This is a genomic window from Halopiger goleimassiliensis (assembly GCF_000455345.1).
Lineage (GTDB): Archaea > Halobacteriota > Halobacteria > Halobacteriales > Natrialbaceae > Halopiger_A > Halopiger_A goleimassiliensis.
Genome location: NZ_HG315690.1, coordinates 1577531 through 1591436 on the forward strand (window position 1 = coordinate 1577531; position 13906 = coordinate 1591436).

Annotated in this window: 13 protein-coding genes; 8 read left to right on the forward strand and 5 right to left on the reverse strand. The window is 66.8% G+C overall.

Annotated elements, in window-relative coordinates; translation table 11 throughout:
- Nucleotides 1-169: 169 nt before the first annotated feature.
- The 3 genes from TX79_RS07730 to grpE all read right to left on the reverse strand — a co-directional run bounded on the left by TX79_RS07730 (nucleotide 170) and on the right by grpE (nucleotide 4100).
- Nucleotides 170-508: a hypothetical protein gene (locus TX79_RS07730; RefSeq protein ID WP_230198552.1), complete on the reverse strand. Its 339-nt coding sequence runs from the start codon at nucleotides 506-508 to the stop codon at nucleotides 170-172.
- A gap of 315 nt (nucleotides 509-823) precedes the next feature.
- Nucleotides 824-2749: a molecular chaperone DnaK gene (gene dnaK / locus TX79_RS07735; protein ID WP_049926887.1), complete on the reverse strand. Its 1926-nt coding sequence runs from the start codon at nucleotides 2747-2749 to the stop codon at nucleotides 824-826.
- A 187-nt stretch (nucleotides 2750-2936) separates the two neighbouring features.
- On the reverse strand, nucleotides 2937-4100 hold the full coding sequence (gene grpE / locus TX79_RS07740; RefSeq protein ID WP_049926888.1) for a nucleotide exchange factor GrpE: 1164 nt from the start codon (nucleotides 4098-4100) through the stop codon (nucleotides 2937-2939).
- A gap of 156 nt (nucleotides 4101-4256) precedes the next feature.
- Here grpE and TX79_RS07745 point away from each other — a divergent pair, with 156 nt between their 5' ends.
- Together TX79_RS07745 and TX79_RS07750 are read left to right on the forward strand one after the other, a co-directional pair.
- Nucleotides 4257-5123: an SDR family oxidoreductase gene (locus TX79_RS07745; protein WP_049926889.1), complete on the forward strand. Its 867-nt coding sequence runs from the start codon at nucleotides 4257-4259 to the stop codon at nucleotides 5121-5123.
- Between the two features lie 71 nt (nucleotides 5124-5194).
- Nucleotides 5195-6634 carry a DEAD/DEAH box helicase gene (locus TX79_RS07750; RefSeq protein WP_049926890.1) on the forward strand — a complete coding sequence of 480 codons (1440 nt, stop codon included), beginning with the start codon at nucleotides 5195-5197 and terminating at the stop codon, nucleotides 6632-6634.
- 28 nt (nucleotides 6635-6662) lie between these two features.
- Here TX79_RS07750 and TX79_RS07755 read toward each other — a convergent pair whose 3' ends face one another.
- Nucleotides 6663-7235, reverse strand: a complete 573-nt coding sequence (locus TX79_RS07755; protein ID WP_049926891.1) for a diadenylate cyclase — start codon at nucleotides 7233-7235, stop codon at nucleotides 6663-6665.
- 135 nt (nucleotides 7236-7370) lie between these two features.
- Between TX79_RS07755 and TX79_RS07760 the strand changes: the two genes are divergently transcribed.
- The 5 genes from TX79_RS07760 (at nucleotide 7371) to TX79_RS07775 (ending at nucleotide 11117) form a co-directional block, all read left to right on the forward strand.
- Entirely contained in the window at nucleotides 7371-8924 is a 1554-nt protein-coding gene (locus tag TX79_RS07760) for a DUF790 family protein (RefSeq protein ID WP_049926892.1), read from the forward strand.
- An 81-nt stretch (nucleotides 8925-9005) separates the two neighbouring features.
- Nucleotides 9006-9143, forward strand: a complete 138-nt coding sequence (locus TX79_RS19630) for a hypothetical protein (protein WP_195892475.1) — start codon at nucleotides 9006-9008, stop codon at nucleotides 9141-9143.
- Nucleotides 9144-9400: 257 nt separating this feature from the next.
- Nucleotides 9401-10249, forward strand: a complete 849-nt coding sequence (locus TX79_RS07765; RefSeq protein ID WP_154660480.1) for an alpha/beta fold hydrolase — start codon at nucleotides 9401-9403, stop codon at nucleotides 10247-10249.
- Nucleotides 10250-10363: 114 nt separating this feature from the next.
- A complete protein-coding gene (locus TX79_RS07770; protein ID WP_230198553.1) occupies nucleotides 10364-10642 on the forward strand; it encodes a hypothetical protein in 279 nt (92 codons plus the stop codon).
- A 109-nt stretch (nucleotides 10643-10751) separates the two neighbouring features.
- A complete protein-coding gene (locus TX79_RS07775) occupies nucleotides 10752-11117 on the forward strand; it encodes a hypothetical protein (protein WP_230198554.1) in 366 nt (121 codons plus the stop codon).
- Here TX79_RS07775 and TX79_RS07780 read toward each other — a convergent pair whose 3' ends face one another.
- The gene (locus TX79_RS07780) at nucleotides 11118-11999 is read right to left on the reverse strand and encodes a UbiA family prenyltransferase (RefSeq protein ID WP_049926895.1); all 882 of its coding nucleotides are present in this window, start codon (nucleotides 11997-11999) and stop codon (nucleotides 11118-11120) included.
- Between the two features lie 115 nt (nucleotides 12000-12114).
- Here TX79_RS07780 and TX79_RS07785 point away from each other — a divergent pair, with 115 nt between their 5' ends.
- A complete protein-coding gene (locus TX79_RS07785; RefSeq protein WP_049926896.1) occupies nucleotides 12115-13806 on the forward strand; it encodes a thiamine pyrophosphate-binding protein in 1692 nt (563 codons plus the stop codon).
- The last annotated feature ends 100 nt before the right edge of the window (nucleotides 13807-13906 follow it).

Genomic DNA, 13906 nt, shown 5'->3' on the forward strand with positions numbered 1-13906 from the left:
TCGGTTCTCGGGGAACGATGGAAACGCCCCCGGGTAGTTCGGTTGCCGCCGATCACGAGGAACGCGACGTGACCTCGGTACCATCGCTCGGTGCGGAACAATCCGCGAGGCTCTCGGCTCGAGCACTTCGGACCGTGACTCGAGGTCGTTCGAAGACGACGACGCCGGCCTACAGTAGTTCGAAAGCACCGTCCGCCGAACCCGATTCGAAGGACGCACCGTTGACGGCGACGAACGCGATCAGCAGGAACGCGGCGGCCCCGAGACACGTCAGCGAGCACCGCCGTCGGGTCTCCGCGGCGAGACCGACGCGAGCGCCGACCTGCTCGGTGGCGAACAGTCCCGAAAGCGCCAGCGAGAGTCCGATCGCCGCGATCCAGACGCCACCGAGAACCGTTACTGGAACGAGAAGGAGGCCGTATCCGATCACCGCCGCTCCGACCACTATCGCCAGTCCAGCTCCGACGGCGATGGTGGTTCCACCAAACCGCCTCTCAGTACGTGACATACGACATCAAGGGGGGATAACTCGATATAACTGTTGTGTGGCTGCCACTCCCGTTCGCTACGAAATACCGGCAGGACGGAGCGATACTTCACGTTACCCGTCCTCGTCGCCGACGTCGGCAGCCTACGTCTGACGGGCTGAAGAGGACGACGTACTCGTCGTCTTCAATTCGAAAAGTTCGCTTCGCTCACTTTTCGAAACTACGATGGACTCGCTACGCTCGTCCATCGAGCCCAAGAAGACGACTCCTCGTGTTACTCGTCGTCGTCTTCTTGGACGTCGGCAGACTACGTCTGACGGGCTGACGAAACCGACTCAGTCTTCGTCGGTTTCGTCAACGTCTTCGAAGTCCGCGTCGACGAACTCCTCGTTGTCACCGCCAGCGGTGCCGCCCGGGCCGGGGTTCGGGCCGCTGCCCATGCCGGCACCGGCCGCGCCAGCGCCGCCAGCGGCACCGCCCGCAGCGCCTCCGGCACCGCCAGCGCCGGCTGCACCGGCCTGTTCGTACATCTGCTTACCGATCTCCTGCAGTTCGGAGCTTAGATCCTGGGTCGCGGCTTCGATGTCCTCCGCATCTGCCTCGTCGTCGTCGATCGTCGCCTCGAGGTCCTCGATGGCTGCTTCGATGTCGGCGCGCAGGTCGTCGTCGACCTGCTCGTCGTTCTCCTCGAGGAGGGTCTCGGCGCGCTGGATCGTCGCCTCGGCGGCGTTGCGGGCCTCGATGCGCTCGCGGCGTTTCTGGTCTTCCTCGGCGTGCTCTTCGGCCTCGCGCTGCATCTGCTCGATCTCCTCGTCGGAGAGGCCAGCGCCGCCCTCGATGGTGATCTCCTCGCTCTCGCCGGAGCCTTTGTCCTCGGCGGTGACGTTGACGATGCCGTTCTCGTCGATCGAGAACATCACTTCGATCTGGGGCGTGCCAGCCGGCGCGGGCGGAATGCCGGTCAGGTGGAACTCGCCGAGCAGTTCGTTCTCCTCGGCGAGTTCGCGTTCACCCTGGAAGACGCGCACCTGAACGGAGGTCTGGTTGTCGACGGCCGTGGTGAAAATCTTCGATTCCTCGGTCGGAATCGTCGTGTTCTTCTCGATGAGGCGCTCGAAGAGACCGCCCTTGACCTCGATCCCCAGCGAGAGTGGCGTGACGTCCAGCAAGACGATGTCGTCGACCTCGCCCGCGAGGACGCCACCCTGGATCGCCGCGCCCAGCGCGACGGCCTCGTCGGGGTTGACGTTCTTCTGGGGCTGTTTGCCCGTGAGTTCCTCGACCTTCTCTTCGACCTGGGGCATCCGCGTGGAACCGCCGACCAGGAGGACCTCGTCGATGTCGTCCTTGGTGTAGCCGGCGTCCTCGAGGGCCTGCTCGGTCGGTTCGACCGTGCGGTCGATCAGGTCCTGGGTCAGCGACTCGAACTTCGCGCGGGTGAGCGACTCCTCGAGGTGGATGGGACCGTCGTCCGTGGCGGTGATGAAGGGCAGGTTGATCTCGGTCTCCTTGCGCGAGGAGAGTTCGATCTTGGCCTCCTCGGCGGCGTCTTTCAGGCGCTGGAGTGCCTGACGGTCCTCGCGGAGGTCGATGCCGTGTTCCTCCTCGAAGTTGTCGGCGAGCCAGTCGATGATGGCCTCGTCCCAGTCGTCGCCACCGAGGTCGTTGTCACCGTTGGTCGCGACGACCTCGTAGACACCGCCACCGAGTTCGAGGATGGAGACGTCGAACGTGCCGCCACCGAGGTCGTACACGAGAACCGTCTGGTCTTCCTCCTCGTCGAGGCCGTACGCCATCGACGCGGCGGTCGGCTCGTTGATGATGCGCTCGACCTCGAACCCGGCGATCTCGCCGGCGTCCTTGGTCGCCTGGCGCTGGCGGTCCGAGAAGTACGCCGGGACCGTGATAACCGCGCGTTCGATCTCTTCGCCGAGGTAGTCCTCGGCGTCGCGCTTGATCTTCTGGAGGGTCATCGCCGAGATCTCCTCGGGGGTGTACTCCTCGTCGTCGATCTCGACGGTGTAGTCCTCCTCGCCCATGTGGCGCTTGATCGACTGGATCGTCTGCTCCGGGTTCTGGACGGCCTGGTTCTTCGCAGGTTTGCCGACCAGGCGTTCGTCGTCCTCGGTGAACGCCACTACCGAAGGGGTCGTCCGTTCGCCCTCGGCGTTGACGATGATCTCCGGATCGCCACCTTCCATCACTGCGAACGCGCTGTTCGTCGTCCCCAGGTCGATTCCGAGAATCTTGTTGCTCGCCATTATGGGGGTTGTTGTGCGCACTTTGGTTTAAACGTTACTAGGGCAAGCGAGGCGGAGAATAAAAACTCGAGCCGTCGGATTCCGGTCGGTTCGTTCGACGACGTGACCGGCACAATGGGGCCACCGTCCCCGGAATCGATACGCGTCCGCTTCGCTCTCTCGGTCGAGAAACAGTCGGCTGGCGCGTTCAGGAGTCGTCCTCGTCGGCGTCCTCGGGGTCCTCGACTTCGCCGCCGAGTTCGATCGCCTCCTGGACGTCCTGGTCGGTGGCGGTCCCGTCTGCCGTCGCGTCCGCGGTTTCGTCGTCTTCGGACGCGGAACTCGATGACTCGTCGTCCGCGGATGCACTGTTCTCGGGTTCGGTGTCGTCGCCCGCTGTACTCGGGTTGTCGTCCTCGGTTGCGTCGTCGGCCGTCTCGCCGTCGTCGTCGGGAGCCTCCTCGTCGTCCGCATCGTCCTCGTCGTCTGCGGCCAGCGCGCCGTTCGAGACCGTCACCTGGGCGTTCTGGATGACCTTGTCGCCCATCTCGTAGCCGGGGGTGTAGACGTCGGCGATGGTCCCTTCCGGCTGGTCGCTGTCGACCCGCATCATCACCTCGTGGCGCTGCGGATCCGTCTCGGTTCCCGGTTCGGGATCGATCTCCGAGACGTTCTCGTCCTCGAGGATGCGGTCGAACTCCCGCAGGGTCATCTCGATGCCCTCCCGGAGGCTCTCGACGTCGTCGCTGTCCTCCTCGAGCGCGCGTTTCAGGTTGTCACGAACGTCGACGAGTCGTTCGACGAGGTCCTCGGTCGCGCGCTCTTTGATCTGTTCCTGGCGCTTCTTGGCCCGCTTCTTGTAGTTCTGGAAGTCGGCCTGTTTGCGTTTGAGCCGGTTTTTCAGGTCCTCGACCTCCTCCTCGTAGCTCTCGAGTTGCTCCTCGCGGTCCTCGAGGGCCTGCTCGCGGGCCTCGAGTTCGTCCTGCAGCTCGGAGATGGTCTCGGCCTGGGCGTCGACCCGTTCGCTCAGGTCGTCGAGTTCCTCGCGCTGGTGGTCGACGGTCCCCGCGAGGTCCCGGGCCTGTTCGACGATCGCGTTGACCTGCGAGGCGAGTTCGTCGTCGTACTCGGTCACGCGATCGAGGAGGTTCCGGACGTCCTCGGCGGTCTCGGGCGCGTCCGCCCCGCTCGAGTCGGCCGACGCTTGAGCGGTCGCGTCCGCCTCGGCGGTTTCACCCTCGGACTCGGCAGCCTCGGCGTTCGATCCCGCGTCGTTGTTCCCGTCTTCTGCAGCGGCCGTCTCGTCGTCCTCGGCCGCCTCCTCGGACGGGACACCCTGGGCTGGAGCGTTCGTGCCCTCGTCTTCGCTCATGTTCGGGTCAAGGTACAGCGGTACTAAAAGGATTGAGGTCCCCACGCGAGAGCGAACCAACTTCTCCGGCCGTCGGTAGCCTGGCGGTGCTGGTCGTTCTCGCTCCCCGGATTGCGATACGGTAGCAATTAGTAGGCGGCGGGTAACAGGTGGGCTATGGGACTATCGAAACCCGACCTCTCGGGGAGCACGGCCTTTATCACGGGAACGACCCGCGGAATCGGGAAGGCGATCGCGCTCGCACTCGCGGAACAGGGGTGTAACGTCGTCTCGACCGGGAAGACGAGCGAGCACGACGACTACGGGGAGGACCGTGACCTCGAGGGGTCGATCGAGCAGACCGCGCGCGAGGTCGAGGAACGCGGTGCCGAAGCGCTCCCGATCAAACTGGACGTCCGCGACGAAGGGAGCGTCGAGGCCGCGGCCGAGGAGGCCATCGATCACTTCGGCGAGGTGAACGTGGTCATCAACAACGCCAGCGCGATCCAGCTCCTGCCGACGGCGGACCTGCCGCCGAATCGGTTCGACCTCATGACCGACGTGAACGTCCGCGGCACCTACCTCACCTGCCGGGCGTTCGCCGACCACCTCAAATCGCTCGAGCGGGACGCCTGGGTGCTGACGAACGCGCCGCCGATCGAAATCGACCGGAGTCCGGGCAGCGGCCCCTACACGTGGTCGAAGCTGGGAATGTCGTTCATCACGCTCTCGCTCGCCGGGGAACTGTCCGGCCACGACGTCGGGTGCAACACGTTCTGGCCGGTGACGGCCATCGATACGCGGGCGACGCGACACTTCGGACTCGGCACCGAGGACGACTGGCGGACGCCCGAAATCGTCTCTGACACCGTCCTCGAGATCCTCAGCCGGGACCCGTCCGCGTTCACGGGCAACGCCGTCTACGACGAAGAACTGCTGCGGGACGCAGGACTCGAGGACTTCTCGGAGTACAACCTCACGCCCGGCGATCCCGAACCGCTCTCCGCGATGATCGCCGACCCCGACTACTCGCGTCCGGCGTAATCGGTGTCGGCCACCGGCGGTTCGAAACGGGATCCAGACCGCTTTTGAGGATCGGTCACGCACCACTGGCCGTGAGTCGCCTCCCGAACTCGGGTTCGACGACGGTGCACCTCCGCTACGAGGACGGTACCGTCCGGATCGACGGCCTCGAGTCGTCCCTCGCGGAGAGCGTCCGCGAAGCGGTCCCGGAGCTCGCGGCCGATCACCGCACCGACGGTCGACGGGTACCGGCGTTTCGCTACGCCGAACTGCGGCGGGCGCTCTCGCAGGCGGGCGTTCCGTCGGACGGTCTCGACGACGAGGTGCTGGCGCTCGAGTCGCTCGCCGACCTCGAGTCGACGTACGAACTGCGCTCGTACCAGCGGGAGGCGCTCGAGGCGTGGCTCGAGACGGACCGCTGGGCGGACTCCGTGGGTCACGAGACGCTGGAGCGCGCGCCGGCGGGCGTCCTCGAGTTGCCGACCGGGAGCGGCAAGACCGTCATCGGGATCGAGGCCATCGAACGGCTCTCCGTCCCGACGCTCGTGGTCGTCCCGACCATCGACCTGCTGGAGCAGTGGATCGACGAACTCGAGACGGAGTTCGAGTGCCGGATCGGCCGCTTCGGCGGCGGGGAGCAGCGACTCGAGCCGATCACCGTCTCGACGTACGACTCGGCGTACCTCAAGGCGGACGCGGTCGGCGACCGGTTCGGCCTGGTCGTCTTCGACGAGGTTCACCACCTCGGCGGCGAGGGCTACCGCGAGATCGCTCGCCTGCTCGCCGCGCCGGCGCGACTGGGGCTGACGGCGACGTTCGAACGGCCCGACGAGGCCCACGAGGTGGTCGAGGAGCTGGTGGGGCCGGTCGTCCACCGCCTCCAGCCCGACGACCTGGCCGGCGACCACCTCGCGGCCTACGACGTCAAACGACTCGAGGTCGAGTTGACGCCCGCGGAGCGCGAGGCGTACGAACGCAACCAGGAGACGTTCACCGACTACCTCGCGCGATCGAACATCGACATGCGCCGCGGGTCGGACTACCAGGAACTCGTCAAACGATCGGGCTCGGACCCCGAGGCTCGCGAGGCGTTGCTCGCGCGCCAGCGGGCCCGCGAGATCATGTACGGCAGCGAGGCCAAACTCGAGGCGCTCGCGGGGATCCTCGACGACCACCGCGGCGAACGGACGATCGTCTTCACCGCGCACAACGACCTCGCGTACGACGTCAGCGAGCGATTCCTGATCCCGACGATCACCCACCAGACCGGCGCAGCGGAACGGCGGGAGATCTTGGAGCAGTTCCGCGAGGGCACCTACACCCGGATCGCGACCTCGAACGTGCTCGACGAGGGCGTCGACGTTCCCGACGCCGCCGTCGCCGTGGTCCTCTCGGGCAGCGGCAGCGAGCGGGAGTTCACCCAGCGCCTGGGGCGGATACTGCGCCCCGCCGAGGACAAGGAACGCGCGTTGCTCTACGAGGTCGTTGCCGCCGAAACATCCGAGGAGAACGTCGCGGAGCGGCGGCGCTGACGGTCCGGTTGGCGACGCCTCAGCGCGATCACGAGCGCCCGTCGGCGTTCCACGGGCCGCCCAGTTCGGACCGTTCGTTGGTCTCGAGTTCGCCGTCGTCGAACGCGCTCACCCGTCCCGTCTCCTCGCTGAGCGTCAGCGTCGTGACGACGTTCGGTCGTCGAGACGTATCGAGTGCGCTCATGTGTCTCGAGCCCATCCAGTCGGCGTAGTCGTCACGCTGGGGAGCGAGATCGTCCGTCTCCCCCGGAACGAGGTCCCGGAACCGGACCATCTGGCGCTGGACCACGCCGTCGACGCTGACGACCAGCCCGCCGTCCTGCGTGAGCGCGACGTGGCGAGCGGTCTCGTAGAACGTCTGGAGGTCGAGACAGACGTCCCGACAGCGCTCGACCGGCCACTCGTTTTCCCCCATCGGGTCCGCGAAGTCGGCGACTGACGGCCCGGTGACCACGGCGACGTACATCCCCGGCCCGGTGACGTACTGCTCGTCCCACCGATCGAACGAGAGGCTGATCCCCTCGAGCGTGAAGCGAAGACAGTCGATCAGTTCCTGGACGCCGTCGTGGCGCTCGTAGGCGATCCGGAGGTCCTCGTCCATAGCGACCGTTGTGTCGCCACGACGTAATATCCGTCCCCGGCAGCCGCTTCTCGAGCCTCCCGGGGCCGTCCCCGTCGGCAACTCGCGTCAGTTGGACGAACGGTTTTTGCCCCATCGGCACCCATCTCGAGTCGAATGCTCCGGAAGGACCTGTTGCGCGTCTCGCGTGCCGGCGGCGGGTATCACCCCCAGTTCGCCGACCGGGAACACCGCCCGCTGGCCGCTCGCGTTCTCGGGACCTTCCAGGATCACGTCGGCGAGACCCGGGCGACTCTCGAGGACGCGCTAACGGAACTCGAGCGCGAGAGCGAGGACTTCAAACTCGTTCGGGGGCTCGCCTCGCTGGTCGAGCGCGACGCCCGTTTCGAAACCGACGCCGCGGTCGATCCCGAGCGTGCCCGGGAAGCGGTCTTCGAGGCCGCGGAAGCCGTCGGCGTCGTCACCGAGGACGAGCGCGCGATGGCGTTCATTCGAGCGGGGGAGCAACTGGACGTCTCCGCGGACGACCTCGAGCGCGCGATGTACGCCGACCTGGAGGAGCGGCAGGTCCTCGACGCGGTCGAGCCGCGCTGGGAGCCGGACGACCTGCTCGCCCAGTACAACCTCTCGCTCGCACAGACCGCGCTGTTCGACGCGACGGAGCTTCGGGTTCGAACGAGCGACCCCAAAGCCCTCGTCACGGCCATCAAGCGACTCCGACTGATGTACGAGATTCGACGCCCGGCGGGTGGGGACGACGCCTCGAGCGTCGAGAGCCTCGCGAGCGACCGCGAGGTGATCGTCACCGGGCCGACGCACCTGTTCCGGGCGACCAGACGGTACGGCACCCGGTTCGCGCGGCTCCTGCGAACGATCGCCGGAGCCGAGGCGTGGCACCTCGAGGCGACGATCGACGACCGCGGCACCGAGCGGACGCTCTCGCTGGCCCACGAGGCTCCGGTCTCGGTGCCCGACACCGAACCGGTCGCCGACGTCTCCTACGACAGCGGCGTCGAGGCGGAGTTCGCGGCCCGCTTCTCGAGTCTGGACCTCGACTGGGACCTCGTGCGCGAACCCGAACCGCTGGCGACGGGCACGCGCGTGATGATTCCCGACTTCGCGTTCGACTACGAGCACGGCGACTTCCGCGTCTTCTTCGAGATCATGGGCTTCTGGACGCCCGAGTACGTCGAGAAGAAGCTCTCGCAGCTGTCGGGTCTCGAGGACGTCGACCTGCTCGTCGCCGTCGACGAGTCGCTGGGCGTCGGCGAGGCGATCGAAGCCCGGGACCACCGCGCGATCGCCTACGACGGCTCGGTCCGGGTGAAAGACGTCGCGAGCGTCCTCCGGGAGTACGAGCGCCAGCTCGTCGCCGACCACGCCGCCGAACTGCCAGAGGAGTTGCGGCCCGATGGGGAGGCGATCTCGCTCGCGGCGCTGGCCGAGCGCCACGGGGTCAGCGAGGACGCGCTGGTCGACAAGACCTTCCCGGAGCACGAACGCGTCGGCCGGACGCTGGTCCGACCGTCGGTCCTCGAGGCACTCGCCGACGAACTCGCGGTCGGACTGTCGCTCTCGGAGGCCGAGGCGATCCTCGACGAACGGGGCATCGAGGACTCGAGTGCGATCCTCGCCGAACTCGGCTACCGCGTCGAGTGGGAGGGATTGGCCGGCGGCACGCTCGTCGAACGGGAGCCGACGGACGAGTAGCCGTCGGCGGATCGGCCGCCCCGTCCCAACGAGCGTTGGGGACGGACGTATGTGCGCGCCGCCGCTCGTTCGGGTAGGATCATGACCGACGACTCCCACTCCGACGACCCCAGCGGACTCGAGGCGGCCGAAGACGAAATCGACGAGGAACCGGAACCCGGGCTCGGCCCCGGAGCCGACGACGGGGACGAAGCGGAGATCGACGACGACGGCGAGTGACTCCTCACTGCGAGTGGACCCACTGCGAGACGACCGGTGACGTTTCCGTCTCCCCCGGTCGGTAGTCTCTGAACGTCGGATAGCGGCCCAGTCCAGCGACGGTGCCGGATCGCGAGGACGAGAACGGGACTCGAGCGCACCGTCGCCTCTCGTCGCTATCGGCTGCGGCGCGGGCCGTACGCTACCCGAAGCCGACGGAACACGGCACGCCCACGTCCAACCGTTTTGCCGATCGCCGTGGGTGGATGGCTCGAGCGATGGCACTCCCGCTACACACGGACGCAGGTTACCTCGGCGGCACGCATCCGTACGTTCGGGTCGGTGACGGTCCGAAGACGTTGCTCGTGCTCCCCGGCATCGGCGACGCGCTGTTCGACGGCGAGTACGGCCGCGCGCGGACCGCACTCGCATGGAGCCGGTTTCGCCAGTTCACCGACGAGTACACCGTCTACCTGGTGAGTCGGCCGCGCGGACTGGCCGACGACGCATCGATCGAGACGATGGCGGCGGACTACGCACGCGTCCTCGAGTCGTCGATCGGACTGGGATCGGTACTGGGGCTCTCGATGGGCGGACTCATCGCCCAGGAACTCGCCCGCATCCGGCCGAGCCTGGTCGATCGACTCGTCCTGGGCGTGTCGGGCTGTCGCGTCGCCGCGGACGCGCGACCGATCCTCCGGGAGTTACACGGGCACGCGATCGATCGAAACTGGACCGCGATCCGCTCGCGGCTGTACGAGGAGATGTACACCGGGATGCGACGACGGCTGTATCCGTCCCTCTCGAACGTAATCGGACGACTCCGGCCGCCGACGCCCGCTGAATCGCGGGACGTGGTCGTCTCGTTCGAGGCGGTCCGCGACTACGACGGTACCGACCGTCTCGAGCGGATCGACAGACGGACCCTCGTGATCGGGGCCGACGAGGATCCCTTTTTCCCCGAGGGCATCCTCCGGGAGACCCACGCCGGGCTTCCCGACTCCCAACTGGCGCTGTTCACCGGCGCGCGCCACGGCGTCTTCCTCGAGCAAAAGCAAGCGTTCGACAACTGGGTCCGACGATTCCTGGCCGGCGAAGCGGCGACGGTCCGTCGACGGACCGGTTGAGCTCCGGACGCGGGTCGAGTCGATCCGTGCGTCGGTCGACGGTCCTGGAGCGTCCACCGACGGTCTGACTGACCAGTCAGTTTAAATTCGTGGCGATCGTACGCTCGAGCGGTTATGAACGAACCGGCACCGACGTTGATGGAAGACATCGAACGGGCGGGGGAGGACCACATGCTCCATCTGCTCGGCGCAATCGTCTCCGCGGTCGTTTCGCTGCTGCTGATCCCGATAGTGGGCCTCGTCGCCGTCTACAGCGGCTACCGGCTGTCGACCGCCATGCACCGCTCGTGGTTCGGAATGCTGTTCGTCGCCGTCGGACTGACGAGCGTGGCGCTGTGGATACTGACGCTCGTCCTCTGGCAACTCGGCTACGTCCAGCTTCCCGGAACGTAACGGCTACTCAAGGGACTCTCGCTGGTCCGTGTACACGAATCTGGGAGGAACGCGTCGCTGGTCCCGAATACACACAAAATACTTATCCTGTTAACTGGTTGTCGTGTCCATGTCGTCTCGCCCTCCAACGGCCTCACGCACGCCGTCGACCCGCTCGGGCACCTCGAGCGTTCCGTTCGGACTGGTGATCATCGTCTTCCTCGGGTTTATCGGAGTTCTCTACTCGGGACTCGTCGGACTCGGCCTCCTCGGTGGGGAGTTCGGAGGGCTCGGAGCCGTCATTCTGGTCCTCGCTCTGTTACAGGCAGTCGTTCTCGTCGGCCTTCTCGGACTCCGGGCGTGGGCACTGGGCGTCGCGTTTCTGGTGTACGGCCTCGGATTGCTCGTCGATCTCCTCGGCGGCAACGTCGTCGGGGCTCTGATCAGTCTGATCATCGTCGTCTACCTCGCCAGCATATCGGAACGGTTCGACTGATCAGCCCAGTGCGGAGAGCGGTTCGAACCGGACTGCCGCAACGAGCACCGCGAGGAAGACGTACGACCCACGAATGAGGAGCATGGTCGCGAGGCGGGGCTCCGCCCGCCGAGCGACGACTGCGACGGCCCCGAACGCCACGACCGCGAGTACTGTCGTCGGAGGAAAGACCCGTGCGACGGCGAGCGCGACGACGACCAGCAACGCGCCGGCCATGAGCCCGTACGCGAGGTCGTACGCTCGAGTCGGGCCGAGTGCGACCGCGACGGTCCGTTTCTCGATGGACCGGTCGTAGTCGACGTCCTGGGCGTCGTCGATCACTTTGATTCCGGATAGCAGGACGAGAAAGACGAGGGAGAATCCGAGTGGCACGGCCGCGACGGTCCCGGTCTGTACGTAGTAGCCGCCCAGCAGCGCCAGCGCGATGCCGAGCGGATAGCCGGTCGTCGCCGACAGCGGATTCGTGTCCAGTTGCGGCGCGTGATGGTACGCGATCAGCCACGTCGGGAGCGTCACGGCGACGGCAACCCAGTCGACGAGAGCGAACAACGCCAGACAGCACAGCGCGAACGCCGCCGTCGAGCCCACGAGTCCGACTCGACAGCCGCGTTCGGTGAGCGGATGGTCCTCGTCTTCGCCGCGCACGTGGAAGTCGACGTAGCCGTCCTTGAGGTGGGCCGTGTAGACGGCCGCGAACATCGCCGTGACGTGCACGGCGGCCGTCGACGGCGCGACTGCACCGCCGAGGATGGCACCGAACAGCGACGCTGCCAGCGGTGGGAGCATGAACACGGGATGGACCTGCGACCAGTACGCACGCACGAGACCGCCTAGCCCTCGCTCGTGGCGGACCAGTGACCGGTCCCCTCGCACCAGGGACATGCGGGCAACGACAACGAACTGACGTATAATACCCACCCCGGCCCGAAGTCGGCGCGTGGCGACCGGCACTGGGAAACCACCTACATTGATGTGTCGTCTCGTACCACGAACGAGCATGACGGACGAGTACACCGGGGCGGATCTCTTCGTCGATGCCCTCGAGTCCTACGGTGTCGATTACGTGTTCGGTAATCCCGGAACGACCGAGTTGCCGATCGTCAACGCCATCGGGGAGAGCGACCTCGAGTACGTCCTCGGCCTCCACGAGGACGTCGCGGTGGGGATGGCCGGCGGTTACGCCCAGACCCGGCGCTATCACGCCCATCACGACGACTCGATCACGCCAATCGGCGTGGCGAACCTCCACATCGCGCCGGGACTGGCCCACGGACTGGGCAACCTCTACGCGGCCAAGGTTACCGGCGCACCGCTGGTCGTGACCGCGGGCAACCACAGCACCGACTTCCGCCACGAGGAACCCATCCTCTCCGGCGACCTCGTCGAGATGACCCAGCAGTTCTGCAAGTGGTCCGACGAGGTGCTCGACGTCTCGGCCCTGCCGACGATGCTCCGGCGTGCGTTTCGCGTCGCGATGACGCCGCCGACCGGACCCGTCTTCCTCGGGTTGCCGCTCGACGTCGTGATGGACGAGACGGACGCGGAGCCCGAGCCCCTGGGACCGATTCCGAACGCCGGCAGCGGCGATCCGGCACAGCTCGAGCGGGCGGCGGACCTGCTGGTCGAGGCCGACAGTCCGGTGATGATCGTCGGCGACCACGTCGCCCGCGCCGGCGAGGACGCCGTCGCCGCGGCGGTCGAACTCGCCGAGGCGGCGGGACTGCGCGTCCACGGCGAGATCCTCTCCTCGGAGGTCGCCTATCCGACCGGCCACGACCAGTGGGTCTCGCACATCCCGCCGGACGAGGGACTGGCCTCGATGCTGATGGACGCCGACACGCTGCTGTTCGTCGGCTGTTCGACGAACACGACGTTGACGCGCCACGAGGAACCGCTCGTCGACACCGACGCGACGACGATCCACGTCGGGGCCGACGCCTGGCAACTCGGCAAGAACGAACACGCCAATGCGACGGTCATCGGCGATCCTGGCCTCGCCCTCCAGGAACTCGTCGAGCGCGTCGAGCCCAGAATCGACGACGCGACGCTCGAGGACCGCCTCGAGACCGTCGCGGGGATCAAGGAGATGGTCGAGGCGAAGATGGCGGGGATGGGAACCGGCGACGCCGAGGACGATCCGCGGGCTTCGAAGGCCGAACTCGTCGATGCGATGGAGCGCGTCGCCGGCGACGCCTACGTCGTCGACGAGGGCATCACCTCGAAGTACGCGATGTTGACCCGGTGGGAGATGGTCCCCGAACAGTACATCTCGAACAAGGGCGGCGGCCTCGGCTACGGCCTCCCGGCCTCGGTCGGCGCGGCCATCGCGGAAGGCCAGCGCGACGACTCTCGGGACGTCGTCGGCTTCATCGGTGACGGCTCCTACCAGTACTACCCACACGCGATCTACAGCGCGACCCGTCACGGCGTCGATCTCACCGTCGTGATCTCGGACAACCGCAACTACCGCATCCTGAAGAACAATACCGTAGACATCATGGGCGGCGAGGAGGACGACTACGCGTTCGTCGGGATGGACTTCGATCCGCCCGTCGACCTCGTGAAGAACGCCGAGAGCCACGGCGCACGCGCACAGTTAGTCGAGGAGCCTGACGACATCGAGGGCGCGCTCGAGGCGGCGCTGGCGAACGACGGCGTCGACGTGCTGGACGTGCTGGTCCACGACTAACCGACTGGCAATCACGGCGGCCAGTCGGTTCGGGTCCGACCGCAGTCGAGCGGACCGTCCGCCCCGGGACGAGACTACGAACAATGCTACCTACCTCGAG

Coding starts and splice junctions, on each gene's coding strand:
- TX79_RS07730 (WP_230198552.1), bottom strand. CDS start 508: ATGTCACGTACTGAGAGGCGGTTTGGTGGAACCACCATCGCCGTCGGA.
- dnaK (WP_049926887.1), bottom strand. CDS start 2,749: ATGGCGAGCAACAAGATTCTCGGAATCGACCTGGGGACGACGAACAGC.
- grpE (WP_049926888.1), bottom strand. CDS start 4,100: ATGAGCGAAGACGAGGGCACGAACGCTCCAGCCCAGGGTGTCCCGTCC.
- TX79_RS07745 (WP_049926889.1), top strand. CDS start 4,257: ATGGGACTATCGAAACCCGACCTCTCGGGGAGCACGGCCTTTATCACG.
- TX79_RS07755 (WP_049926891.1), bottom strand. CDS start 7,235: ATGGACGAGGACCTCCGGATCGCCTACGAGCGCCACGACGGCGTCCAG.
- TX79_RS07760 (WP_049926892.1), top strand. CDS start 7,371: ATGCTCCGGAAGGACCTGTTGCGCGTCTCGCGTGCCGGCGGCGGGTAT.
- TX79_RS19630 (WP_195892475.1), top strand. CDS start 9,006: ATGACCGACGACTCCCACTCCGACGACCCCAGCGGACTCGAGGCGGCC.
- TX79_RS07765 (WP_154660480.1), top strand. CDS start 9,401: ATGGCACTCCCGCTACACACGGACGCAGGTTACCTCGGCGGCACGCAT.
- TX79_RS07770 (WP_230198553.1), top strand. CDS start 10,364: ATGAACGAACCGGCACCGACGTTGATGGAAGACATCGAACGGGCGGGG.
- TX79_RS07775 (WP_230198554.1), top strand. CDS start 10,752: ATGTCGTCTCGCCCTCCAACGGCCTCACGCACGCCGTCGACCCGCTCG.
- TX79_RS07780 (WP_049926895.1), bottom strand. CDS start 11,999: ATGTCCCTGGTGCGAGGGGACCGGTCACTGGTCCGCCACGAGCGAGGG.
- TX79_RS07785 (WP_049926896.1), top strand. CDS start 12,115: ATGACGGACGAGTACACCGGGGCGGATCTCTTCGTCGATGCCCTCGAG.